Raw genomic sequence first — 24,731 nt, forward strand, 5'->3', positions numbered from 1 at the left:
CAGAACAGGCTTGTCTGGACCCGAAGAGCGTGCGCCGAGCACGCGACGCCGCGGTACAGCTCGGACTCATCCGACGCCAACACGCGTATCGCCAGGGGCGTCACGACTGCGATGCCTGGACGATCACCGAGGAACTTGTCACCGGCACACTGAGTTCGGACCATCGTTCCCCCACTTCGTACACCCCCGCACAGGGCTCAGCGGATCGTGCTCGTCTCGAACGCCAACATCGACGTGACCGGATCCGTTGGAATGCAAGGAAAAAATCTCAACACCACACATCATCCTCAGGCCTCCTCATCAGCGAGGCGAACGATCTCGTCGGTCACCGGCGCATGCCACGCCCGCGAAACACCTGCCAGCCACGCTATTTCCCGCACTTCGTCGACCACGATCTCCTGGCGCTCCGGCTCCGGAGCGATCTCCTCGACCGCGACCGGCCGCCGACCTCTGCAGTAATCGTCCAGAGCCACACGCATCTCCGCAGCTGCCGCAATACGCTCCCTCCTCCACGGCAGCACGCGATGCCGGCGACTGGTCGCGACCGCGAACGCCCTGACACTCGACCGGATGTAGGGCCTCACCGTCAAGAACACATCGCAGATCTCCACCATCTGGCGATACAGCGCGGGCTCATCGTCGCTCGATGGCGGGGAAGTAACGTCCGAGGTCCTGAGTACCCCGGCAAGACGAGCAATGTCCACAGCCTGCCGACGCCGATGCACGCTCCGAACCCACCGGGCCAATGCGAGCACGATTGACCATGAAATGGCAACCAGGCCAAGTAATTCGAGCACTGCTTCCACAGGCAACTGGGCCATCCCTGAGATGTACGCGTCGAACACCGGCAACGCCGTCACACTCCCATATTCCTTGGTGTCAGCTACAAACGGGCACAACGCGAGGTACCGGATCCCACCCACGACCGAGCCTCATCCATCTGGTTCGACGGTGTGTTCGGCGTACCTGTGCCGCCAGCTGGTAGGCGAGCGACTCGGCCTCATGTTCTTCCTGCCGACCGGTGCAGCCTTGCCCGTATCCACGCTGCTGTTCGTGCCCGAGGAGCAGGTGCCCCAGTAGGTGAAAGGTGATGTGCCGAACGTGCATGTCGGGAGTGCCGCGTGCCACGAACAGCCGATCGCACTCGGCCGTCGACACCAGCAGCCCGTTCGGCAAAGCCGGCGACGCGTTCATCCGCCAGAGCGTCACCGGCACCCCGCGTTGGTCACCCAGTTCCGCGAGGAATGAGGTCAGCTCGAACGGCCTCCTGATCGGCAACGAGCCCACGAGTTCCTCGCACCGGGAGACGAAGTCTGCCCTGCCACGCGGCATGCCCGTCACCTCAACCCGGCGTCGCCGGGAATGAGATTCACGGCCTGGTCAGCGGGGCCGACGATGCGACCAGACGATAGCCGTGCACCGAGCCGAAACCGCATCTGCGGGAGTGGCCGCTGCCCGTTCGGACTGCGCCCTCCCGCCTCGCGCTGCGCCACACTCCGGCGGGACGCCTCCTCATTGACGATGTGACCAAACAAAACTTGTCCTCGCTCCCCATGCACGGCAAGTCAAACCCATCTGCAGTACGACTATGTCGCACACCACCACGTCAGGTAGCGCGTTTCCCGCGATTTTCCGAATTTGCTCCCCGTCTGGGGTACGCAGAACTGCGTATCTCTCCACCGAACGAACACGTAGGGTCGATTCACAGATGATGCACAACACTCTTTTCTTCGTCGGCTGAGTGCACGAGATGTGTCGACAGGCCTCCGCCGCGTCACCACGGGAGCCCCTCTCTCAAGCCTGCTACCGAAACGGAAATCGCAGGTGAAGTGGCCACTCTGGAATGCTCCGCCATCCGAAGTACGTAGAACTTCCCGAACACCTACGTAGGCGTTCGGGCCGGAGTACGTGAATTTCTCCATAGCGCACCAACGAAAGAACGCTGATGCTCATCAGTACCGATATCCGGCCCACGAATGGGGCGGGCGGAGTCGCCTGGGGAGGCCACCGGAGATGAATCCGGAAAACGTGACAGTATTCAGCGAGCACTACTGGGACAACGAAACTACAGTTTTATCCGCATTACGCGAGCAGGCAGCGGTGCATCAAGCTCGCCTCGCGGACGGTATCCGAGTGTGGGTGATCGTGCGCTACGCCGACGCCCAGGCCGCCCTGACGGATCAGCGGTTGAGCAAGGACGCCGGTCGACTCGGCGCCGTCATGCGACAACAGCGCGCCGCGCTCGGCGGCGAGACGGCGTTGAGCACGATGTTCAACCCGCACATGCTGTTCGCCGACGATCCCGCACACGCGCGGTTGCGATCGCTGGTGGCCAGCCAGTTCACCCGGCGCCGGGTCGAGACACTGAGGCCACGTGTGGAGCGGATCAGCAACGAGCTGCTCGACGCCTTACCGGCCGGTCGGCCCGTCGACTTGCTCGAGCACTACGCATTCCCGCTGCCGCTGACGGTGATCTGCGAGCTGTTGGGGGTGCCCGCTACCGACCGCCGACCGTTTCGCGGCTGGACCGCGGCGCTGATGAAAGACGACCCGGACGTGACCGTGCCCGCGTCACGGGCCATGGAACGCTACTTCACTGATCTGATCCGGGCCAAGCGCCAGAATCCAGGCGATGACCTGCTTTCGGCTCTTGCCGCCAGCGACGGCAACGGCGATCAGCTCACCTTTGCGGAGTTGATCGGGACCGTGTTCCTGCTGTTCGTCGCCGGTCACGAAACCTCCACGAACATGATCGGCAACCTGGCTCGTGCTCTGCTGCAAACCCCCGGACAGTGGTGCCGCCTAACGAGCGATCCGGACCTGATCCCGGCTGCCGTCGAAGAACTTCTGCGATACGACTCCCCGGTGGGCTTTGCGACGCACCGCGTGACGACGGAGCCGGTGATCTACGGCGGCGTGGAGATCCCGGCCGGGGAGATCGTCATGGTCTCCCTGCTGTCAGCGAACCGGGATCCTGACCAGTTCAGCCGACCCGACCAACTAAATATGACCAGGGATGCACGCAGCCATCTGAGTTTTGGCCACGGCATCCACTACTGCCTGGGCGCTCCGCTGGGACGGCTGGAAGCAGAGGTGAGCTTGAGCCATCTCACCTCCCGGTTCCCGCGCGCACGGCTCGTCACCGAGTTCGGCGCGCCCCGCCGGCAGCAGAGCGCGATCATGAACGGCCACCGGGCACTCTGGGTTCAGCTCTCCGAGTCCTGACCCGCCGACGGCAGCCCGGCATGCCAGGCCGCGACCTCGATTCGGTTGGAGAAACCGAGCTTGGGCATGATGTTCTGCAGATGGGTTTCGACCGTGCGATAGGAGATCCCCAGCTCGGCGGCGATCTGCCGGCTCGTCATGCCTTTCGCCACGTGTGCGGCGACGTCGAATTCCCGCGGCGTCAACCCGCCGGGCGGCACGAATTTCCTCGCCTGCTCCCGATCGGGAGCCAAGGGCCCCAGGGCGAGGTCGAAAACCTGGTCATAACGCAAGGCCCGCCCCACCGAGACTTTCACGTCGTACTCCACCGCACCCAGCTCGCGCTCACCGGCCAGTTTGTATCGCTGCTCAAGCTGCAAATAAGGCAGCAGTTGGTACACCGTCACCTTGGTGATTCGCTGCCGCTCGTCCGCGCCACCGAACAACTGCGCCGCGAGGTCGTGATTGTCCAAAACGGCGGCAATCACGGCGGCCAACCATAGCCCCCAGGCCGGCCCCCAGGTATCACCCATTTCCCGTTGCATCCGCAGCGAACGCTGGACGAGCCGGGCCGCGTCCACCGCGTCGCCATGCACGAGTTCGACCAACGCCGAGTCCCACAGTGCCCACGAAACCGCCCACCGTGCACCGCGTGCTTCAGCCTCAGCCAGCAGCCGCGCGCACGGCCCCAGGGCCGCCGTCCGATCTCCGACGAAACCGGCCGCCATGCTCTGAAACATCAACGCCATGTTGGCGTCACCCCGGCATCCGGCCGCAAGGAACAACTCTTCCGCACGGCCGAACATGGCCACCGCTGACCGCGCAACGGACCGGGCCGAATTGGCGAGCCACCGCTCCGCAGCCTGCGCGAGAATTAACGATCCGCTCTCCTCGGCAATACCCAGCGCTCGCGCGACCGATTCCGCGCGCCGCAATGCCGGGCGCGCGTCGTCGATGTCCCCCTGGATCAAACTGAGGTACGCCAGCAGACTCAGGCCCGCGACCTCGAGTTCGGTGTGCGCCTCAGGCTGCTCATCCAGGGCGTAGTTCAGCCACCTGCGCGCTTCGTTGATCTTGCCGTTGAAGATCTGGAACCGGCTGCGCACGGCGTTGATTGCCAACTCCAGCGCCCGAGGAGCCTGCCCGGGATCGCCGAGCAGGAAGTCCATCGCGGCACGGAAGTTGGGGCTCTCGCTGTCGAGGCACGCCATCCAGACGGTCTCGTCCGGGCCGTACCAGGTATCCGCGGCACGCTGCAGAAGTCCGGCGAAATAGTCGGCGTGGGCCTGCTCCAGCTCGCTCAGGTCGTCGTCGGACAAGTGCTGGACGCCGTACTCACGAAGGCTCTCCAGCATGCGGTACCGCGTGCGCCCGTGGTGCGTCTCGGTGGTGAGAACCGAATGACGCACGAGGTTCGCCAGCAGACGCAGGATCTTGCTTTGCTCCAAGCCGAACCGGGTACACACGGCCTCAGCGGCACTGAGGTCGAACCCTCTGACGAACACCCAGCTCAGTGCCCACAACCGGCGCTCATCCTGTGGCAGCAGGCCGAAGGACCAGTCCATGGTGGCCTGCAGACTGTGGTGATGACGTTGCTCGAACTCCGGCCCGTCGACAAGCAGACTGAGCCGATCTCCCGCCGCGAGCCGGGAGTGACCACCACTGCTGGCCCTTGCACCGTTCGACGACCAGGCCGCCGCGGGCCGCCCCTGCCTGGTGATGTGCTCGACGATCTCCTGAATCGTGGTCGCATCCAGACGCCCGGCAGCCAGCTCGATCGACAGCGGAATACCTTCGAGCAACTCGCATACCGTGCACGCCGCGTGCGCGTCCTGCGGAGGCAGCGCGCCGGTCTCGGACAAGGCCCGTTCCCACTCTCCGTTCACTGCCCGGCCACGATCCGACAACAGCGCCATCGCCTCGTCGGTCGTCAGCGGGGGCACTTCCAGCGGGCGCTCGCCCTCGATCCGAAGCTTGACCCGGCTGGTGACCAGAACACGAAGCTTCTCCGACGTGAGCAGCAGGACCCTGAGCAGCTCCTGCACCGGCCGAAGCAAATGCTCACAATTGTCCAGAACGAGCAGAATTTCCTTGTCCCGCAAGTGTTGTATCAACCGGGCCTCGCCCGGTTCCCGGGAGTTGTCAAGGATGCCCAACGCTGCGGTCAGCTGCCCGGCCAGCGCATCGGCCTCGGTGACCGCGGTCAGGTCCACCAGGCACACACCCGACTCGAAGGCCCGGCCGACATCGGCAGCCAGCCTGGTCGCGATCCGGGTCTTCCCCACACCCCCGACCCCATACAGCGTCACCAGCCTCGCGGCTTGGATCAACCTGGCACCGTCCGCCAACAGCGACTCACGGCCGACGAACACGTTCAGCTCGGCAGCGACGAGCGCCTGCCGATCCGCGAACTCCACAACACCCTCTCCCCCAGTCGACACTGGCACCAAGGCACGAGTCGGAATCGCGGAGCTCCGTCAGCGGCGCTCACGACCCGTGGCTTGGCAGCTACCATTCAGTCGATCTCGTGGGATGCTAACGCCCCTGCGGCGCCCGGCGAACCAAAACGGCATACATTCTTACGCTACGGGAAATGGATCACTCGCCTGGAGCAAAACGTCTCGCCCGCTCAAGCAGACCTTTCGGCCGACATGCGAACAAACCGGACACCGAGATCTCGGCCGCCACCACAGACCGCCTGACGCTGTATGACGTCAACGCCAACCATTGTCAAGATCGATCCCGGAGCATCTTCGCCCGCTACCCTTGCGTCGCGCGCGGCCGGCCCGCCCATTCGCAGCCGCTGACGCGGAGCGAACTCGCGTCAGCCTCGACCGCGGCCGCTGGGACGTCCTTGCCATCTTGTTCAAGCGGCATCCCCAGGTACCGACTGAACGGCTTACCGAGGCGATCGGAAACACGCCTCACACTTCGACATGCGTGTAAATGTTGGCCAAGCTTGACATCCATGCGCAGCCATCTACTGTGGAGCGCGTCGGCCGGTTTCTTTTCCTCGGCCACAACGGATCTGTAGCGTCGGCCTGCACCGACGCGCACCTCCCCAGGCGATCCAGCGCACGGCATCCCTTGGGAGGACAGCATGTTCAGCACCCTCGCCTACTCAGGCATATGCACATGATCGGCCCAGCCTGTATCGCGTTGAGCTTGCTCGCTCCGGTGACGCCTATACCTTCCCTCGCACCCACCGGAACAGCCGTTGCCGCGACAACGTGCCAGCACAAAGGCGACGACGCGTACATCACCGGCTATGGCGTTCGCATGCGCCAGCTGCCGAACACCAACGCGCCCGTTTTCGCACTGCTCCAATGTGGACAGAGTGTCACTCCTCGCTGCCTCAGTCCTGCGCCCCCGCCGGACTGGTGGCACCAGAAACTCGACATCGCCGAACCGAGCTGGTGGAAGGTCACCGCGATGACGTCAGACAGCGTCCGGCTCACCGGCTACGTCAGCGCCGACTACGTGACCGGATCCGACCACGAACCGCTTTGCACGCCACCAGAAGAATAACTGCACACCGCAGCCCAGAGTTCGCCCTCCTCAAAGAGAAACAGCTTGAGGAGAACCATGTCATTGACCAAACCCAAAAAGGCAGCGCTCACCACAGTCGTTGCTGCGTCAGCGATCCTCGGCGCGGCAACCCCCGCATTCGCGACGACGACATCGCACACGGAGACCGAGGGCACCCACACCGCGGCGTGCGCGCTGCGGCCAGGGCAAGCCTACGTCGCCGGCGGCAATGTCCGGCTCCGCAGCGGTCCTGGAACCAACTTCTCGATCCTGGGCAGCTACAACTACGGCCAGCAGGTCAGCCTGATCTGCTGGGCAACTCCGTACGAGTACCCCGGCTGGTGGAAACTGCGGATCATCGACGGCCCCACCGGCTACATGCGAGCCGACTACGTCGGCAACGCCACCAGCCCAGGAGTCTGCCGCTGAACCAGGCGAGCCGCAAAAACCTTACCAATTAAGGGAAATTCGCAGCGTGCGCAACGACGCCAGCAGGCCCCGCAGGCTGCTCACCCCGAGAATTACCGCGGCAGGAGCCAGCCATCACCTTGGCCGGCTCCTGCCACACAACCAGTCACCACCCCGACCTCCCCGTCACGACTGCGCCCTGCGCCGGGAGGTCCTCGTGCAAGACAACCGCCCGAACTGGCGACGCGCTGCCGCTTGCCGCGGACGTGTCGATCTGGACTTCATCGAGCCATCACCGGACGAGGCCGTGGAGTGCCGAACTCTGTGCTCATCGTGTTCCGTGCGTGAACCATGCCTTCGAGAAGCCCTGCGGAACCGCGAACCTTGGGGCATCTGGGGCGGCGCGGACGCGATCGACCGCGAGCTCGTCGCGATGAGCGAAGGCCTGCCCGCGCCCCGCATCCTGCCCCCGCACGGAACCAACACCCGCTACGCCAAACACCGCTGCCCCTGCGACGCCTGCCGCCAAGCCCACCGAATCCACGAACGACGGAGAAGGCGGCGTCAGGAAGGACGAACGTAGTCGCTCACTGTCGGCCGGATCACGGCGCCTTGCTGTTTCCGGTAGTTACCCGGTACGCACCGCCGTCACCGAGGTAGAACCTTTCTTCGGGCACCCGCGGGCCCCTTCGCTGAACACTCACCCAACTGCTGTCCCATTCCCGACGATGGAACCATCCCGTTCGCGAGGGGAGCCCGGCCCTATCGGCGCTCATGGCGATCAGCTGTCCGAACCATCCCCGCCTGATAGGAGCGGAATGAACCTGGCTGACGTCGACGACGCCGCGTCGTTGCTGCGCTTCGCGCTCGTGCCGAAGCAACGGCCGACTCCGGACAGCCCGTACCGGTCCTTGCTGGACCGTTATCGGACAGACGCCGAGTTCGCCGAGATAGTCACACGGATCGCCGGCGGACTGGGACTGCGGGTACACCTGCCCACGCAGCTCGGCCTGCTGCTCACCGGGACACAGGATGGTCCGTTCGCCCTGACACTCGACAACAGTGGGCTACCGCGACGGACCGGACCGAAGCAGCTCCAGGACCGGTACTGTTTCGGCCTCGTCCTCGTCGGCCTTGCGGCCTACGCCTACCCCAACGGAGAAGCGCTGATCGACTCCGGCAGCCCGAGCGTGCGGATCACGGAACTGCAGCGATTCATCACCCGGCACGCGAAAGACGCCGCCGAAGAAGTCGATGATGCCGGGGATGCCCAGAGCCGTCAGCTCGGCGCGGCGGCCAAGCTCTGGTGCGACCTTCCGGATGTCTCGGCGAAGGACAGCGGACGCGACCGAGACAACCGACGCTATTGCGTCCAAGCCCTGCTGCGTTATCTCACCGAAAATGGCCGGGCCGACGCGAGGCGGCGCTGGACGACGACCGCGGGGCCGCGTACCAGCTCAACGACCGGTTCCGGATCGGCCTCGCCGAAGTCACGCAGAACGCCGTGTTCGCGGTGCTCGCTCAGGCGCGCCGAACCGGCGAGGAGGTGTCGTAGGATGTATCGGCTTCGACGGTTCTCCCTCGATTCGATCGGTGTGCCCGACAACCGGTTCTCCGACCTTCTCGTCGACCTGACCGACGCGGAAGGAGCCCCCGCTGACAGCATCGTGTGGCTGCGCAACGGCGCCGGCAAAACGACCATGCTCTCGCTGCTGCTGGCGCTGATCCTGCCCGATCGCCGTGACTTTCTGGCCACTCGCACGAAAAAAAGCGCACGCTCGAGGATCTGGTCCAGAGCGGCGACACCGCACACGTGGTCGCGGAGTGGGTCGATTCCGACGATCGCGTCCTGCTGACCGGCGCGATCTATGAGTGGGACGGGCGGGTGCGCCCCCGCGACTACAACGGGGCCAGCAAGGACAACCTGAAGCGCACGTGGTGGTGTGTGCATCCGGAAGCGGCGATCGAGGGATCCACCCTTGACGATCTGCCCTTCACCTTCCGAACGGCCGGGCAGTACGACCGCGACGGCTTCAAGAAACACCTCAACGGGCTGGCCGCGCAAGGCGTCAATGCTGTCGTGACCGGTCCGACGATCACCGAGTGGCATCAGGCCCTTCGCGAGCGGCGCTTCGACCCCGACCTGTTCCGCTACTTCACCGAGGTGAACGCGACCGAAGGCGGTATCGACGCACTCTTCGACGGGATCGACTCTCCAGGCGCGTTCGTCCGCTACCTCTTGCGATTCGTCAGCGACCGGAGCCGGACCGCGCCGGTGCGCGACCTGCTTTCCGAAACCGAGGTGGAGATCGCGAAGCGGCCCGGTTATCTCGCCGAGCGCGACTTCTGTGTCCAGGCCAGGCCGAAAGTGCTCGAGTTGGGTGACGCGCACCGAAAAGTCAGCGACGCGACGACTACCCGCGAGGCAATGCGACGACGGATCGCCGGCTACAAGAAGGCGCTTCTGGACAAGGCCGACGAGGCAGCCGCAGTCCGGCGGCTGGCACAGGAGCGGCGGACTTTTCTCGACGAGCACTTCAGGGAGAAGCGCAGCGAGGCGGATACGGCGCGCCGAAGACGCGACGAGTATCACCGGTTGGCCGCGCTGTTTCGGCTCGAGACCGCGAAGAAGAACGTGGCGGCCGCGACGGCTCGAGCCGAGGAGCTGGCGCTCGATGTGAACGGCTGGGAGGCATTAGGTGCAAAGGCCGTACTCGACGAAGCGAAGGCCACGCTGTCGGCGCGCAAGCAGGCCCTTGCCGCAGCAGCTGAGGAAGCCCGGCCACTACTGGAGCTGATCGGGAAGGCTCAGGCGGAATGGGCGGGTTCGCTCGAAGGCGCCATCGACCACGCTGAGCGCCGACTCGCCACGCTCGACGCGGAAGTCGAAAAAGCGCGGGAAAGAAAGAAGGCGGCGGAGTACACACGCCGGAAGGCCCACGAGCGATATGTCGAGCTGTCCGGTGAAGCGCAGGCATTGACCGGGCAGATCAGCCGATTCCAGACGGCACGCGCCCAGGCGACGGAAGACGGAACACTGGGATCAGCCGAACGGATCGAAGAGGCGCTGGAAAGGTGCCGCGGCCGGTTGCGCAGCTGCGCCGCGGCGCTGGAACGATTGTCGAGTGAACGCATCGCGCTCGATGAGGCCTTGACCGAGGCCGACCGCGACTGCACCACAGCACGGGAACTGAGCACGAAAGCCATTGGCGCGAGGGACAAGCTGCGCTCGGAGCTGACCGCGCTCGAATCGCGTGCGGCGAGTCTTGGGGATGACGCCCGGCTACGTCAGCTGTTCCAAGCGGATTCGGTCGATCTGACCGAATCCGCTGCGGAGGCGATCACGCTCTTGTCCGGGTCGGTTGCCACCGTGGAAACGGACGTTCTGGGCACTCGCCTGGCGCTCGTTCAGGACGAGAACGCCGTGGACGGGCTGAAGGCGGACCAGCTGCTGCCGCCACGGCCCGCGGTCGTCAATGTGCTGACAGCGCTGCATGATGCGGGTATCACGGGGTTCTCCGGATGGAGCTATCTGGCGGCGCACATTCCTATCGGCGAGCGGCAGGCAAAGATCGCCGAGATGCCCGAAGTGCTGGAGGGCGTCGTCGTCTACGGCGATCCGGCCGAAGCAGCGGCACGGATCGAGGCGGAGGTGGACGATGCAGTAGTCATGGCGTCGGCGAATGCCTTCCCATCGGCGCGCGCACCCCGCGTCGTGCTCGGCCCCGCGGCGGCTCGGTACGACGCGGATGCCGCGTCCGCCGAGCTCATCCGGCGAACGCGACGCCTGGAAGCCGGCCGCGCGCGGCTCGCCGACCTCACAACGGAACGCGACAACGCGGCCGGGAAGGTTGCCGCCATCCGCGCGCTGGTAGCGGACTTTCCGGAGGACGGAATTTTCGGGCTCCGGATCCGTGTGCGCACGGCCGAGACAGTCGCCGGCACAGCCACGGCGGACGAGGCCGCGGCGCTGGGCCGTCGTGAAGACTTGACCGGACGGCGAAACGCGATCGTCGACGAACACGCGCGAGAACAGGCGGCCCTCCCTGAACTACGGATCGCATCGGGGCGGCTTCAGCAACTGGCGCGTGAGGAGCAGGAAGTCGTCAACCCGGCCAACGCCAGGCTGGAAGCTATTCCGGCTCTCCAGGAGGTGGAGCGGGAGGCCGGCGAGACGGCCTCGGCGGTGTATGAAGCGGCCGACGAACAGATCGAATACCTGCGAGACGAGGTCCGCGGCTTGCAGGGAAGCAAGCGAACCTGGTCCGCGACCCGCGCGACGCTGTCCGAGGAGCCGATTCGGACCGGCAAGAACCTCGAGACGACCGAGGCCGTGGTGGAGGAGCTCAAGGGTTTGCTGCGCCAGCAGTTCCCGGAGGCGGAGCTGCGCCGCGCCGAAACGGAAGCCGAGGCGGCCGTGAAAGCCGCCGCGAGCCGGTGGGAGCGCCACTCCGGACCGGTGCGAAGCCGCGCGGAAGAGCTCGCTGATACCGCGGCGGCGGGAAACAATGACCTGCGGCAGGAGGCTCTCGAGCGGGCACGGGCCGAGCAGCACACGACCAGCCGTCGGCTGGGTGCCGCCGATTCCGAGCTGCGCGAGGCCGAATCGGAGCTTCGCGCAGCGAGTCCACGGGGCCGGATGCGGCACGCCGAACTCAAGGCCGAGCCGGCGGATCGCGCGGAAGCGCTGCGGCAGGCCGTGGAAGCGGACGAGCAGGCCACCGTGCTCCAGACGGAGGCGGGGCAGCTGGAGCGAGAACGGGACGACGCGGGCCGTGCGGCCGACGACGCGGGACGGCGGATCGGGGTACTGAACGATCAGGCCGATCTGTTCCGCGCGATCGAGCCCGCCGACGCGGCTACCGGCGTCGTGCCCGACAGCGACGACGAGGTCCGGAGCAAGGTGAAAGGTCTCGCCCAGGAGTTCGAGGCCCAGGAGAACGAATACACCGGTCTGCTGGGAATCCGGTCGCAGCAAGCAGAACGGCTGCGGAGCTGGGCGGCGGAGGACCGGTTCGCCGCGGTCGCGGAGGACGAGAACGGCCAGGCGGTACGGCGGCTCAGGGAGTTGTTCCGCAGCGAGCAGCTGTACGAGCGCGTCGCCGTGCGGGCTGACGAGCTCGCCGGTGACCTGGATGTCCGGCAACAGGCCATCACCCGGCAATTGCTCCAGGTCGAAGAACACAAACGGAACGTGGTGTCGCGGCTGGGCGACCTCGTCGAGGACGCATTGCGGCTTCTCGGCCGGGCATCTGTTCTGTCGGAGCTACCCGAGGGCGTCGGACCGTGGGCCGGTTTCCGGTTCCTGTCGGTCGACGCCCGGCAGCGACCGACACCCGAGCAGATATCCTTGCGCATCGGCGATCTTGTGGACCGCATGGTAAACAGCAGGAAAGTCGAGGCCGATCCCACCGAGCTGCTCTGGCGCGCCACCGAGGCTTCGGTGAGCGAAGGGTTCCGCGCCTCGGTCCTCAAGCCGGCACCGGACCAGCCGACCGGGCGCACTCCGGTGGAAGACATGCGGAAGTGGTCCGGCGGGGAGAATCTCACGGCCTCGCTCGTGCTGTTCTGCGTCATGGCGCGGCTGCGCACGGAGCAACGGACGGGGCTGCGCTCGGGCTCGGCAGGCGGTCTGGTGCCGCTCGACAACCCACTGGGCAAGGCCAACTACCTGCCTTTCCTTGATCTGCAGCGACGAGTCGCCCGGGCGAACGGCGTGCAGCTGGTCTTCCTCACGGGCATCGGCGACCTCGGCGCGGTAACCGCGTTCCCCCGTATCGCCGCGATGCACAAGAGGCCGTCGGCGACCCGGCCAGGACGGGCCTACGTCTCGAACGACCTCGACAACTCCTCCACCGGCAGCACTCAGTCGGTCGATGTCGTCGCTTCGGTGCGTCGTGAGCCCTGAACACACGGAACCAGAACTGGCCGCGGCGATCGCCGAGGCGGTTCGTGAGCACGGCCCCCGGCGGCTACCCCTGGAGTCCGTGCTCAAGGCGGCTGCCGCAGTCGATCACACGGCCGCGGTATCGGTGCACTGGCGCCGGCGGGTACTCTCGGCCCTCACCTCGCTCGCCGAGGCGAAGATGATCACCCTCCCCCGGACCCGCATCGACCGCAGCGCCGAGCCGCCGCTGCCCGCTTATGTCACGCGACGGGAAACCCTGCCGCAGCAAGGGAAATCGCGGCGGCCGATCATCTGGCACGCCGATCTCGGCTGGGCGGCGCTCGGCGACGAACGCGGCGAGTGGACCACTACAGAACGCACCTGCCTGGAGCTGGTGAACGCGTGGCTTCCTCGCCGGCGCGGCGTGGTCGTCCCGATCCGGGAGCGGTCCCTGGACATCACCGGCGATGACAAGCAGCTGGAATCCTGGCTCTTCGGCACGCTGTTCCGGCCCGGGAGGTTGACGCTGGAACTGCTCGAGTGCGAACCGTGCTGGCCGCCGGTAGAGCGACGGATCTTCGGTGACGGCCCGTGGCTGGTGGTCGAGAACTACACGACCTATGTCTCCCTTGGGCGTCGTGCCTCCGAGCTCTCCTTCGGCGGGCAGCTCATCTGGGGCGCCGGCAATCAGGTCGGTACTCGGCTGCGGACGCTCGCCGCGAACGGCGAGCGTCCGCTCAGATGCTGGTACTTCGGCGACGTCGATGCCGGAGGCTTCCGCATCGCCCGGTCCGCCTGGCAGTGCGTGGCCGAGCTGGCCTCGGTGGACCTGCGCCCGGCCGCCGGTCTGTATCGCCTGGCGCTCGAGCACGGCAAGAGACGGCTCGTCCGGCGCGCGCCCCGGATGAGCGCCGACACCGCCGCCTGGGCCGGGGCGTGGCTCGGCCAACGGCTCGGCGAATCATGCCTGGACGTCGTCCGGTCAGGTGGCCGCATCGTGCAGGAGAACGTGGGTACCGAGGTGCTCGCGACCACAACCTCGCGGACTGGTTCGACGAGGACTGAGGCGGACGGGCTACGTGGAAATCGCGAGCGACGCAGTGCTCAGATCCACGGCGCGAGCACCGGCGATGAAGAGTGCGACACCGGCAGCGACCACGGTGATCAGCGCAAACAAGTCGTAAGGACCAGAACGCGACGACATGCGAAGATCTCCTGCATCGGCTGGGAAATGGCCGCGGCAAGCTCGGCGGCGACTGCCCAGAGTTCTCCCGAGCCGGTATGCGTTTCCGCTGCGGCTTCCTCGGGCGTGAACAGCGTCGTCTTCAACGAGCCATCTGCGCCTCCCGGTGGGCACGATGCGCCGGTTCTGGGCGGGAATGCGGCGGGGTTCCTCGGACTTGCTGAGCTCAGATCCGCGTCCACCGACTCACGAGCACCGCCACAAGCCCCGTGTATGCCACGAGCACAGCGGGCAGCAGGAACTCCACCACGAGCACTGGCGTGCTGATCGCCGTCTCTCCCGCCGCGACACCCAGCGTAAGCCAGCCCAGGCAGGCCAGAAGGAGGCCGAAGTTCCCGAGTACCAGCAGATTCCGGCGAATCCTCGTTGCCACCCCGATATCGAGCCATCCCGGCGAGACCCTGCTGCGCAGAGCGATCACATTCACTCCGAAAAGGACGGTGACGATCGCCAGCGCGCCGTGCGTGCCGATTGTCATCCCCAGCAGGGGCGCTTGAGGGACCCAGGTCACGGCTATGTTCCCGGCACTCGCCGCGAGCACCAACGCCAGTACCCACGAACCCAGACCGAGCGGCACTGCCGCGGACCTGATGCGCGTCGCGCGACCAGGGTCGATGGCACGACGGCCGCCCCCTCCCGAGCGCACGATCAGTACTTCGGAAGTACCCGGCGCAGCACGACCGACGCCATGACCGCGCAAACCAGCGTGACCGCCACCGCGACAAAGAGGACAGTCGATGCGCTGGCGGACAACGATGTTTCGTCCGGGACACGGGTGATTTTGACGAACAACAGGACACCGGCCACGTCGAGGACGATCACGCACAAAGCCATGGCGAGCGTGCCCCGGCGGATCCCGGCGAAGAACTCCAGATCCCGCGCCGGGGTGGTCGGCGTACGCGATCCGGCGAACACCGCGAGAACCCCGGAAAGCAGTAAGGCGAACCCGCCACCGGCGACGGCGATCAGGACGAAGTAGTACATCGGGTGGACGCCGCCCGGCGCTGCGAACCCGAGCGAGATCATCGCGATGATCACCACGAACGCGGCGACAGTCGAAACCGCGGCGATCCGGCGCGAGGCGGAGGAAATCGCCGTCACGACATCACGTGCCAGTCGGACTTGTCTTGCATCGCCCCGATGTTCGACTTGGCCCACTGGTCCCCCAGGTCGTGCACCTTCTGTGCGATGGTGTTCTGCTCGGTGGAGATCGTGTTCATCAGGGACTGAAGCGAAACGATCGCCGTGGTGACGAGCCCGATCGACACGCCCGCCGCGCCGGCGATCGCCGCGATCGCGGCCGGGATACCCACCACGGTGCATGCGGTGGCGATCGCGGCGACGGCGCCGACGACGAACACGCCTCCGGCGACTGCCATCGCCGTCCAGAACGTATCGATGCCGTTGCCCAGGTTGTCGAGCGAGCTACGCAGCTGGTTCGCCAGGTCCTTCACCGAGTTCAGGCCGCTGACCTGCGCGGGCACCGTCGCCTTGTACGCTTCGGCGCCGCGTCCCTGCCAGTCCAGGTTGGTCTGCAGCTTGTCGAGACCGATCTCGCCGGAGATGTCGCCGACGACATTGCCGACCTTGTTCACCCAGTCCTCGGCGACCTGGTGCAGCCGGTCCGGGCTGCCTGGCTGGTCGATCAACTGGTTGACCCGGTCCCAGAACTCCTTGCACTTGTCCCGGAGCGCGTTCATCCCGTCCTGGATCGGCTTGATGAGGTCCGACAGGAAGCCGGGCACCCAGCCGAGCACATCGTTGACCTTGTCGAAGAACTCGTCGATCTTCTGCTGGAGCTCGTGGAACTTATCGTTGGCCTGCTGGATCGCGGGGCTCGTCACGCCGGCTTCCTTCGTCAGTTCCCGGCAGCACGCTGGATGCGCTGCAGGTGATCGGCTTCGGTCTGGTCGTAGAGGTCCGCGGCATGACGCAGCGCGCCCGCGAGGTCGTGAAAGTTCTGCGCCGCCTGCCGCATCATGTTTTCCAGCGCGCTCTGCGCACTGGCGTAGGTCTTGTCGATTCCTTTGTCCACGCCATAAATCGACACGTCGTACGGGGTCAGCCCGAGCGAGCCGATCGCCTGTTCCGGCGCCTCCAAGTCCTTCCCCGCGCCGTCCCAGGTGTCGGCGTCGGACCGCAACGCGGAGACGGCCGCCTTGATGTCGACCATGAATTCAGGACTCCCTCGTCGTGTCGGTCGGTACCGGCATCCCCAGTCGCCGCATCAGGCGCTGCGGGTCTCCCGCCAATGTCATCAGTTCGGAGATCGCGCTACCGGTCGGTCCCGCGGCCAAGCCGCCCGGGGTACTCGAGTCGTGCAGACCGCGCAGCACCTCGACGAGTTCGGTCTCGACCTCGCTCACGCGAGCCTGCGCCGCCCAGGTGCTGTCGATATCGAGTGTGAGCACTTGGCCGGCTCGCGCCGAACCCTGCACGTGCCCACCCGAGCTGCGGACCTGAACCGGCTGGTCCACGACCGCCGAAAGCCGCTCGGTGAACTGGTCCAGCTCCGCGGAGACCGAGTCAAGCAGGCGTTGCACGTCCTGATTGGTCAACGGCGACTCGTCGACCGTGGGCTGAGGCGCGGCCACAGGCAGCGCCGAGGCCGTCTGCTCGACGCTCTGCGCCAGCGCGCGCATCGTCGCGGCGTTCGCGGCCGAGAGCACGCTGGTGTGGAGCGCCCGAGGATCGACCGACTGACGCCAGCTCGGCGACAACCGCACGGCCGCGACCCTCGCCTCGCGCGTCACCATCACTTCGACGACGATCGGCATCCTGCGCGCTCAGCGTCCCGTCAGCCGGTTCGGGGACAGCAGGCTCGGCGCGTCGCTTCTCGTATTCCCAGTCCTCGGCTTCTTCGAAGCCCCATCTCCGATCGTCCACCGGGCGGACTCTACTGACGCGTCCTTCCGGGCGCACGAACTCGGCCACAACCGCCAACTGTTCGCCTGATCGGGTGAAGGTCGCCCCTCGGTGGCCTGTTGCCCGTCCCCCACTAAATCGAGCAGATCGTGGCCCAGGACAACGAAAAACGACCCGCGGACGGGCCTCACCCGCACCGAAGCAGCGTCGACTCCAGCGACCGTGGCCTTGCCGATGCCACCCGCGGCTCCGCTGACGATCGCGACGCTGCTTGTCGGCACCTTACGAAGAAGCCACGTCGGTGGGTGGTTCATCGGGCTTCGCTTCTCCTTAGCACGCCCGGCTCCGTCAAACTCATTCCCCCCGAGCCGGAGCGAAACTGGAGCGGCGTGCCTTCCACAGGTCCACCATCCACATCCCAACCGACTGGAACAGACCAATCCCGAGCACTGGTTTCTCCATTTTCGCAGGTCAGACCCCTTGTTGGGCGACTCTGGGGGATCTTGCTATGAGGGGAAATTTGACTGAACAGGGTCTGCCACAGCCCGGAGACGACACGGGGCGTTCCTACGTCGAGGAGTGGGACCGCGCTCTGCCGGCGGCCAACCGCCCGCACACCACCCGCTACAACTACGAACTCGCCGTCACCCAGCTCGCGGACTTCCTGGGCAGCGACAGCCTGGACGGGTTCCTGCAGGACCACGGCCAGAAAGCCCGCCCCGACGACTCCGACGCCGCCGAGGACCCGACCGACGTCGAACGCCGGCACGTGGAGTGGTTCATCGCCTGGATGATCGCGACCCGCTCCGCCGCCACCGCAGCGCATGTGCCAGCCCTCCACCCCGGGCAATACCGTTAGGTTAGGCGTTCGTGGTGCGAGGTTCGGGGCGTGACACGCGTGGTGTGCCCGTCCGCGCACACGGGCGGCACACACCGTTCGACCTGCGACGCTCGACGTGCCCACTGCACGCTCGTTGTCTTGGCGCGTCTGCTGATTTCGGCTCGATCGACTCTCCACAAGGTGAACAGCTACCCGCACTGAGGTGGACGGCGACCCGGGCCACGCAAGAGCGCGACGACATGGCCGTAGTCGCGGAAGGCGGCGTTCTCGCCTCGATGGGCGTTCAGCGCCAAGGCGTGGGAACGGGACAGCGCAGTCACTGTCGTGGTTGGATGCCCCGAGCATGCGCACACGACAGGAAAGTCAGCCCAAGGACCCGCTCGATCAGCTGCTGCTGATCGCGCAGCGCCGCGACCAGCCTGCCGACGAGGTCGACGATTCGCCGGCGGCCGACCTCCTGACAACTGGGAGTGCGACGTTAGCTTCCGTCGTTCACCGAGGGGAAGAAGGCGACGTGGGTGAGGAAGTCTCGAAGGAGGATGCGCCACAGGTACCACTCGTGTCCGCCGTGGGTGAAGTCCGGCGTGACGGCCGCGCCGATGGAGGTAAGCGTGTTGATCATCTGCGGTGAGTAGGGGTGCAGGAACTCCTCCCAGCCTGAACCGACGAACACGCCGCGGACGCGTTGGATGGCGGCGACCTGCTGTGCTGTCAGCGCGGACGCCGTCGGGACGGCGAAGCTCGGGCCGCGGCTGAAGGATCCGTAGTAGGCGAACTCGTCGGTGTGGTTGAACAGCAAGGAGTTCGCGATCCCCGATCCCTGCGAGAGGCCGGCCATCGCGCGGTCGGACGGCGACGTCGAGACATGGTAATGCGACTCAATGTAGGGGACGACCGTGCTGATCAGGTTCTGATCGTACGGTTCCTGATTGTAGGTGCCATCGGTGTTCGTGCCGGGGAGCTGAGTGCCGTCGGGCATGACGACGACCATTGGTTGGATCTGGCCCGTCGCGATGAGGTTGTCGAGGATGTTCGCGGCGTCGCCGGAAGTGCTCCAGGCCAGTTCATTGTCACCGGCGCCGTGAGCCAGATACAGCGTTGGGTAAGACTGGGCGCGGCGTGAGTCGTAGCCAGGCGGCGTGTAGACGGCAAGGTTGTTCATACCATCCGGGGACAGCGACACCGGCGATCGGTAGGAGACATCGGCCAGTGTGCCGTGCGCGACGGGTTGAGCGGCTTCCCACGAATAGTCGATCGTGCCGAACCTTGGATCGGAGGGAACAGAGACCTGGCTCTGTTTCCCGGTCGAGCCGATCGTCCTGTCGCCCACCTGGTTCCACGGCGGATTGCTCGGGTCGGACCCTGCGGTGCACCCGGACTGCGTGGTACCGGCACAGTCGACGTAGAACTGGTAGTTGAACACACCGGACGGCAAGACCGTTGTGTACGACCAAATTCCGTCGCGCCCCTTGGTCATGTCGATGACCGGCCAGTTCGCACCGTTGTTGTTCGGGCTCTGGATCGGGAAGTCCCCCGGCTTCCACTGTGACGGGAGCAGGCCGGGCGTGACGATCGTGTTCGTCGTCGTGCTCGACTGGGCTTCGGTGCGAGGATCGGCGAAATACCACTCCCCCTTGAGCTGAACCCGTGTCGCGTTCGGATCCTTGAAGCGGAACGTCACCTGATAGCCGGTCGGCGCTGTACCCGTGTGCACCACCTCCGGCGCCAGCGACACCCCGCCGGGGTTCGCGGCGGCCGCGGCCGATGCCGTCACCCCGAGGACAGCACTGACGACGGCGAACATCGCCAGGCCCAATCGGGCCCTGCCAGGCTTTCTGAATCGCATGTTCGACAACCTCGATTCTCCGGTGTTCCACTTTGAACTGCGGGAAAATCCTTGCCAGGCAACCGTTCGCACGGCTGCCCCGAGCCTGAGATCCAGGCCGCTCGTAGTCTTTTAGGTAACCACACGGAAGTAGACCGTCGCAAGACCTTCCGCCCGGAGAGCGGCTTTTCCGAAATCCCAGCAGCTTGCTATTAGTCCATTAAGGACAGACATTCACTTGCGGCCGAAGTGACCGAATGAGCTTCAGCCCAGGAAACACAGAACCCGTTGTCCCATCGACCATCAATTGGTCTCGACCCGGCGTTCTGCGTTGAGCGAAATCAGCGTCCGACGCACCTGGCTCAGGTGCTCGCGCATGAGCTTTTCCGCTTTTTCGGCATCCTTGGCACAGATGGCCTCGACAATCGCCAGGTGCTGTTCGAGGCCACTGACCGGGCGCCCCGGGGACAGGGCCATGCGGAACTGCTCTCGAACCATCGGGGCGTTGAGCTGTTTAAGCAGTTTCAATGCCGTCGCGTGGTGGGAGATTTCGCCGAGCCGCCGGTGCAGCTCGTCGGCGAGCTGAGCGTACGTTCCCACGTCCAGGTCTTCCAGGACCGCCTTCCGCATCTTCTCCGCCAGCTCGCGCAGGCCATGAGCGGCGTCTTCGGTGATCCGTTCCGCCGCTCGGGCAGCGACCAAACCCTCGACCACTTCCCGCAGATCCGTGATCTCGATCGCCTCTTCGAGGCTGATGGCGCGGACCCGCGCACCGCGGTTCTGCTGGATCTCGACGAGCCCTTCCCCCGCCAGCTGGAGAAGCGCGTTGTGCACGACGAAGCGGCTGATCGAGTACTCCTGCGCCAGTTCACCCTCGATCAGACGTTGTTTGGGCGCGTACTCCCCGGTGAAAATGGCTTGACGAATGGCGTCCGTCAGGTCGGTGGTAGCGTCGCTCACTCGCTCTCAACCTTTCAACGGCTCACGCAACGAACCGACAGTAGCTGCCACAGGCGACCCGATTGCTAGCAGGAAGCCTGGTCAAATTGCCAGCGATACTATAGCAGTGCGTGTCCGCTGCGAGCATGGTCTGTCACGTCGCACCTCTCCTATCCGGCGGTGAACGGCGACCGGCTCACATGAAGTTGCGGGTGTGAAGCGCGGAAAGCTCGGCCGCTTCGTCGTCAGGGAATCCGATGGCCGCCAGGCGCCGACGACGCCCGTTGTCCATCTGCCGCTGAAGGTGCTGGACGGCGTCCCAGCCTCGTCTGATGGCCGCAGGTTCCCAGGACCCGGCGGCCATCAGCACGAGCGCGTCGTAGACATTCTGGTTGAGTCCGGACGTTTCTTTCAGAGCGTCGTGGCGGCGTTCGACGGCGCCACGAAGCCGACCGAGGAAGGCGCGGTCGCTGCGCACGATGTGTGCCGTGTGCGCGACGCCGAAGGCGACGTGCCGAGCTTCGTCGCGGGCGGCGAGCCGGCTGACCGACGCGGTGATCGGGTCGGGCGCGTAGTCATGCAGGAACTTCAGCAGGTCGACGAAAGTGCCTTCGCCGAGAACCGACAGCAGAAACGAAGCGAGCGTGAAGTCGGCTTCGTTCATCAAGGTCTGCAAGGACGCCCGCCCCTCGACGCCGGAGCGACCCATCTGGTCCCGGTTGAGCAGCGCGCGCCGCGTGAAGATTTCCACGTGGCGCGCCTCGTCGGCGACCTGTGAGGCGAGGAGCTGCATCACTTCGCGATAGTGCGGGTGGAGGGACGCCAGCATCTTGGCCGGGATCATCAACGCGGCCTGCTCGTTCTCCACCAGGTAGGTCATGATCTGCACGACCGCGTCCTCGATGTCGGCGGGGACATCGTTGCCGGGCCGCCAGTCCACCACGGTGTCGGGATTCCATTGGGACGCAGCGGCGCGGGCGTACAGGGCCGGCGCGATGTCAGCCCACACCAGATCTTTGTCGACCCAGGTCACGTCGAGTTCAGGGCCCCCCTGTTCGACGAGCGCACCGCGGGCGGCAAGGCCCCAGCGGCGATCGGCGTTCAGGCCGGACAGTCTCGCGGAGCCGGCTCGTTCGGCGCCCATCCACCGCTCATCCACGGCCGAGCCCTTGCGGATCAGCAGCTCGGGCGGGCCGTCGGCACCGATCGGCACCCCGCCGGACGAGTCTTCGGTGGCCACCAGCTGGTGGCCCTGGCTACGGCACCAGGCCGCCAGGTGCAGTTCCAATGCGGGATGGCGGCCACGGACGATGAGTGTCTCGCCCGCCCGCATGGCAGTGAGCTGTCGATCCAGCAGGATGTGGCCACCCGAGTCGATGCCCAGGTCCTCAAGGTCGATAGCCGGCCGCATGGATCCGCCCGTCCCTATCGTAGAAACCCGTTTCGTCGACGGCCTTTTCCAAAGCGGCGAAGTGGTCGGTGCGCCCGGGAAGCCAGCGGGTGAGCCCTTCCAGGTCGAGCAGGCCCCTCAGCCGGGGGTCGGAATACGCCATCGCCAGGAAGGCGCCGGACACCGCGTCGGCCGCCGCGGGATCACCCTGCGGCGCGCCTGCCATGATGCAGTGGTCGTACGGTTGGGTGCTGGTCAGCACCGTCAGCGCGTCACCGGGAACCGTTCCCTCCCGGCTGAACAGCAGCAGGTTGCTGTCACTCATACAGGCCGCGTCCACCTTGCCTTCGCGCAAGGCGATCGCCGCGTCTCGTTCACCACCGATGTGGTCGCCGTGCAAGCCGACCCCGACGTCGAATCGGAGCACGTGGACATCCGATCCGGCATCGGTGCCGGGCTGCAGTCCTGCCGCGCGAAGCAAGGACAACGGCAACAAGGTCGCCTGCGGCGAGTCAACCGCGCCGACCGCGACGCGGCGGCCGCGCAGGTCGCCAACGGAACCGATTCCACTGCCGGAACGGATCACCACGGCCGACCTCAGATCCCGGTCGGTGTCGCGCATGAACAACGGCCGGACTGTTCCACCACCGGCCGCCGCCAGACGCCGGGACCGCACCCAGGCCAACGGCGAACACCAGGCCAGGTCGATCCGCCCGGCCACCAGATCCTCGGATTGGCGTTCGTAGTTCGAGTAGAGGACGTAGTCGGTCTCCAGACCTTCGGCCCGAAGATGCTGGCGGAAACCCTCCCAGATCGTGACGACCTTCGGGTCGTAGGCCACCGCGCCGATCAGCACCGCGCGGGTCACGCCGGCCCGCCCAGCAACGGAAGACCGGTCAGCGCACGGCCGATGAAGTCGTGCAAGGCGTCAGTGGTCGGCGCCATCACCCGGGCCGCCCGGGAATCCCGGAAACGACGTTCGATGGCCAGCTCCTTGCGGAACGCGGCCCCACCGCACGCCGTCATCGCCAGATCCGCGGTCGCGGCAGCCGCTTCATCCGTGGCTGCCTTGGCCTCCAGCACCAGCAACACGGCCTCAGGCCGCCCGCCGTCCAGTGCGCCGATAGCGGTTTCGAGCAGTGCGCGGGTCCGATCGGTCTCGATCTGCATGCGGGCCAGCCGTGCTCGAGAGGGCAGCTGCTGGGCAAGGGACTGGTCCAGATGCTGCAGCCTGGTGCCGGTCAGATGCGTGGTGGTGGCCGTGGTCAGTGCCTCCATCAGTCCCAGGCCCGCCGACGCGTTCAAGATCAGGAACCACGGCAGCGCCGCTTGCAGTGCCAGGTCCAGGCCGGCTCCATCAGCGCCGAGCAGCTCATGCCGCGGAATCCGGACGTCCTCGGCGGTGACCGGCCGGGAATCGTTGCCCCGCAGTCCCAGTCCGTCGAATCCACCGGCCACGGCAAGGCCCGGGGTGTCCCGGCGGACGAGCCACAACGACATCGGCCCATCGGCGGCCAGTGGACGCGAAGACCACACATAACTGGTCGCGTACCCCGCCGAGGTCACCCAGCTCTTCCGCGCGTTCAACACGATCGCGTCTCCGTCTGGCTGATCCGCCGCCGGAGTCGCCGTGCTGACCGGTGCCCAGAAATGACTACGCGACCCTGACTCCGAGAACGCCAGCGTCGTCAGGTGCTCGCCCTTGCCGATTTCCCTCAAGGCCTGCTCATGCCCCACGTGGATCAGCAGGGCGGTGGCCGCGTAGTGCATCGTCACCACCATCGCCGTCGACCCGCATACACCGGCGATACGGCGCACGAGCCGCGCGACGTCGGCGGCTCCGCCACCCGACCCGCCGAACTCCACCGGAACGGTCAAAGCCAGCAAGCCTGCGGCGGCAAGGGCGTCGATACCACGCTGGGGGAAGGTCCCGTCGAGATCCAACTTCGCCGCATCCGGCGCGATGATCTCGTCGATGATCGGTTCGAGTTCGTCCAGCGCGTTCATAGTCCTCTTCTCTGAGTCCGTGGGGTTGGACCGAATCGGCAAGCTCCAGGGCGCTCGTGCGCACGTCCCCGGCTCTCGCCGCTCGGCAGGTACCGAGGGGCTCGGTCCAGGTCCATGCCCGAGGGCTCAGTGCGCCAGTCCGACTACCGCCTCAACGATTGCGAGCAATAATGCCAGCAGTATTGCCGGCAGGCAAGTTCGCGACACCCCGATCGAGGTCTCTTGCAGGACTGTCATCCAGATTGCTAGAAATACATACGGTAATCTTGCTTGTGATTGAGCGGGCTCCGCGACAGGAAGGGCGCTGACATGGCTGACTCCGGTGAGGACCTCAACAATGCTCTGGCCGGTATGGCCCAGGGGCTCGAAGCCGACGGCTACACACTCGACGCTTCGTGGGTCGGCGATTCTTCTGTCCGGCTGCAGGTGGGCGCGACCGCCGACGCCTGTGAAGACTGCTTGGTCCCGCAGCACGTCATGAGCCGCATGGCCGCGTCACTGCTGGGCCAGGCCGGCGTGTCGGTCGAGGAGACCCAGATCGAGGTGGTCTACCCCGACGGCAGCCTTGCCGGCTGACCGGACCTTGAGATCGCG

19 protein-coding genes are annotated in these 24,731 nt (G+C 66.1%); 8 read left to right on the top strand and 11 right to left on the bottom strand.

The window, feature by feature from the left end; translation table 11 throughout:
* Positions 1-287: 287 nt before the first annotated feature.
* Positions 288-821 (bottom strand): DUF6545 domain-containing protein, encoded by a 534-nt coding sequence (locus tag FPZ12_RS47055; RefSeq protein WP_424923579.1) that lies wholly within the window; start codon positions 819-821, stop codon positions 288-290.
* Positions 822-2,013: 1,192 nt separating this feature from the next.
* On the opposite strand from FPZ12_RS47055, the gene FPZ12_RS08075 reads away from it, so the two are divergent.
* The gene (locus tag FPZ12_RS08075) at positions 2,014-3,225 is read left to right on the top strand and encodes a cytochrome P450 family protein (RefSeq protein ID WP_144748988.1); all 1,212 of its coding nucleotides are present in this window, start codon (positions 2,014-2,016) and stop codon (positions 3,223-3,225) included.
* On the opposite strand, the gene FPZ12_RS08080 is transcribed toward FPZ12_RS08075, so the two are convergent.
* Entirely contained in the window at positions 3,207-5,621 is a 2,415-nt protein-coding gene (locus FPZ12_RS08080; RefSeq protein WP_144748987.1) for a helix-turn-helix transcriptional regulator, read from the bottom strand. The genes FPZ12_RS08075 and FPZ12_RS08080 overlap by 19 nt on opposite strands.
* A gap of 1,174 nt (positions 5,622-6,795) precedes the next feature.
* Between FPZ12_RS08080 and FPZ12_RS08085 the strand changes: the two genes are divergently transcribed.
* The 5 genes from FPZ12_RS08085 (at position 6,796) to FPZ12_RS08105 (ending at position 14,537) form a co-directional block, all read left to right on the top strand.
* Positions 6,796-7,161, top strand: coding sequence for an SH3 domain-containing protein (locus FPZ12_RS08085; protein ID WP_166462635.1), 366 nt, complete (start codon positions 6,796-6,798; stop codon positions 7,159-7,161).
* 196 nt (positions 7,162-7,357) lie between these two features.
* Positions 7,358-7,723, top strand: coding sequence for a WhiB family transcriptional regulator (locus FPZ12_RS47060; RefSeq protein ID WP_166462636.1), 366 nt, complete (start codon positions 7,358-7,360; stop codon positions 7,721-7,723).
* 235 nt (positions 7,724-7,958) lie between these two features.
* Positions 7,959-8,996, top strand: coding sequence for a hypothetical protein (locus FPZ12_RS08095; protein WP_144748985.1), 1,038 nt, complete (start codon positions 7,959-7,961; stop codon positions 8,994-8,996).
* Positions 8,954-13,048: a coiled-coil domain-containing protein gene (locus tag FPZ12_RS08100; protein WP_144748984.1), complete on the top strand. Its 4,095-nt coding sequence runs from the start codon at positions 8,954-8,956 to the stop codon at positions 13,046-13,048. The genes FPZ12_RS08095 and FPZ12_RS08100 overlap by 43 nt, the downstream gene beginning before the upstream one ends.
* Before the next feature lie 79 nt (positions 13,049-13,127).
* The gene (locus tag FPZ12_RS08105; RefSeq protein WP_166462637.1) at positions 13,128-14,537 is read left to right on the top strand and encodes a Wadjet anti-phage system protein JetD domain-containing protein; all 1,410 of its coding nucleotides are present in this window, start codon (positions 13,128-13,130) and stop codon (positions 14,535-14,537) included.
* 381 nt (positions 14,538-14,918) lie between these two features.
* On the opposite strand, the gene FPZ12_RS08115 is transcribed toward FPZ12_RS08105, so the two are convergent.
* The 4 genes from FPZ12_RS08115 to FPZ12_RS08130 are packed head-to-tail and all read right to left on the bottom strand — an operon-like array spanning position 14,919 to position 17,047.
* Positions 14,919-15,371, bottom strand: a complete 453-nt coding sequence (locus FPZ12_RS08115; protein ID WP_243769728.1) for a hypothetical protein — start codon at positions 15,369-15,371, stop codon at positions 14,919-14,921.
* Positions 15,368-16,114, bottom strand: a complete 747-nt coding sequence (locus FPZ12_RS08120) for a hypothetical protein (RefSeq protein WP_144748982.1) — start codon at positions 16,112-16,114, stop codon at positions 15,368-15,370. The genes FPZ12_RS08115 and FPZ12_RS08120 overlap by 4 nt, the downstream gene beginning before the upstream one ends.
* Before the next feature lie 14 nt (positions 16,115-16,128).
* Positions 16,129-16,443 (bottom strand): hypothetical protein, encoded by a 315-nt coding sequence (locus FPZ12_RS08125; protein ID WP_144748981.1) that lies wholly within the window; start codon positions 16,441-16,443, stop codon positions 16,129-16,131.
* A 4-nt stretch (positions 16,444-16,447) separates the two neighbouring features.
* Positions 16,448-17,047, bottom strand: a complete 600-nt coding sequence (locus FPZ12_RS08130; RefSeq protein ID WP_243769729.1) for a hypothetical protein — start codon at positions 17,045-17,047, stop codon at positions 16,448-16,450.
* A gap of 608 nt (positions 17,048-17,655) precedes the next feature.
* Here FPZ12_RS08130 and FPZ12_RS08135 point away from each other — a divergent pair.
* Positions 17,656-17,994 carry a phage integrase N-terminal SAM-like domain-containing protein gene (locus FPZ12_RS08135; protein ID WP_144748980.1) on the top strand — a complete coding sequence of 113 codons (339 nt, stop codon included), beginning with the start codon at positions 17,656-17,658 and terminating at the stop codon, positions 17,992-17,994.
* 460 nt (positions 17,995-18,454) lie between these two features.
* On the opposite strand, the gene FPZ12_RS08140 is transcribed toward FPZ12_RS08135, so the two are convergent.
* The 5 genes from FPZ12_RS08140 to FPZ12_RS08160 all read right to left on the bottom strand — a co-directional run bounded on the left by FPZ12_RS08140 (position 18,455) and on the right by FPZ12_RS08160 (position 24,137).
* Complete coding sequence (locus tag FPZ12_RS08140; protein ID WP_144748979.1) at positions 18,455-19,822, bottom strand: alpha/beta hydrolase-fold protein; 1,368 nt, start codon at positions 19,820-19,822, stop codon at positions 18,455-18,457.
* A gap of 282 nt (positions 19,823-20,104) precedes the next feature.
* The gene (locus tag FPZ12_RS08145; protein ID WP_208025791.1) at positions 20,105-20,761 is read right to left on the bottom strand and encodes a GntR family transcriptional regulator; all 657 of its coding nucleotides are present in this window, start codon (positions 20,759-20,761) and stop codon (positions 20,105-20,107) included.
* Between the two features lie 175 nt (positions 20,762-20,936).
* Positions 20,937-22,151: a ferritin-like domain-containing protein gene (locus FPZ12_RS08150; RefSeq protein WP_144748978.1), complete on the bottom strand. Its 1,215-nt coding sequence runs from the start codon at positions 22,149-22,151 to the stop codon at positions 20,937-20,939.
* Positions 22,129-22,998, bottom strand: a complete 870-nt coding sequence (locus FPZ12_RS08155) for a phosphate/phosphite/phosphonate ABC transporter substrate-binding protein (RefSeq protein WP_208025792.1) — start codon at positions 22,996-22,998, stop codon at positions 22,129-22,131. Before FPZ12_RS08155 ends, FPZ12_RS08150 begins: the two co-directional genes overlap by 23 nt.
* Entirely contained in the window at positions 22,995-24,137 is a 1,143-nt protein-coding gene (locus FPZ12_RS08160) for an acyl-CoA dehydrogenase family protein (RefSeq protein ID WP_144748977.1), read from the bottom strand. Before FPZ12_RS08160 ends, FPZ12_RS08155 begins: the two co-directional genes overlap by 4 nt.
* A 309-nt stretch (positions 24,138-24,446) precedes the next feature.
* On the opposite strand from FPZ12_RS08160, the gene FPZ12_RS08165 reads away from it, so the two are divergent.
* On the top strand, positions 24,447-24,713 hold the full coding sequence (locus FPZ12_RS08165) for a hypothetical protein (protein ID WP_144748976.1): 267 nt from the start codon (positions 24,447-24,449) through the stop codon (positions 24,711-24,713).
* Positions 24,714-24,731: the final 18 nt, after the last annotated feature.

The organism is Amycolatopsis acidicola (genome assembly GCF_007713735.2).
GTDB lineage: Bacteria > Actinomycetota > Actinomycetes > Mycobacteriales > Pseudonocardiaceae > Amycolatopsis_E > Amycolatopsis_E acidicola.

What these genes read in the sequence shown, in the direction of transcription:
- FPZ12_RS47055 (WP_424923579.1), bottom strand. Translation starts at nt 821, where the DNA reads ATGGCCCAGTTGCCTGTGGAAGCAGTGCTCGAATTACTTGGCCTGGTT.
- FPZ12_RS08075 (WP_144748988.1), top strand. Translation starts at nt 2,014, where the DNA reads ATGAATCCGGAAAACGTGACAGTATTCAGCGAGCACTACTGGGACAAC.
- FPZ12_RS08095 (WP_144748985.1), top strand. Translation starts at nt 7,959, where the DNA reads ATGAACCTGGCTGACGTCGACGACGCCGCGTCGTTGCTGCGCTTCGCG.
- FPZ12_RS08125 (WP_144748981.1), bottom strand. Translation starts at nt 16,443, where the DNA reads ATGGTCGACATCAAGGCGGCCGTCTCCGCGTTGCGGTCCGACGCCGAC.
- FPZ12_RS08130 (WP_243769729.1), bottom strand. Translation starts at nt 17,047, where the DNA reads ATGCCGATCGTCGTCGAAGTGATGGTGACGCGCGAGGCGAGGGTCGCG.
- FPZ12_RS08140 (WP_144748979.1), bottom strand. Translation starts at nt 19,822, where the DNA reads ATGCGATTCAGAAAGCCTGGCAGGGCCCGATTGGGCCTGGCGATGTTC.
- FPZ12_RS08150 (WP_144748978.1), bottom strand. Translation starts at nt 22,151, where the DNA reads ATGCGGCCGGCTATCGACCTTGAGGACCTGGGCATCGACTCGGGTGGC.
- FPZ12_RS08160 (WP_144748977.1), bottom strand. Translation starts at nt 24,137, where the DNA reads ATGAACGCGCTGGACGAACTCGAACCGATCATCGACGAGATCATCGCG.
- FPZ12_RS08165 (WP_144748976.1), top strand. Translation starts at nt 24,447, where the DNA reads ATGGCTGACTCCGGTGAGGACCTCAACAATGCTCTGGCCGGTATGGCC.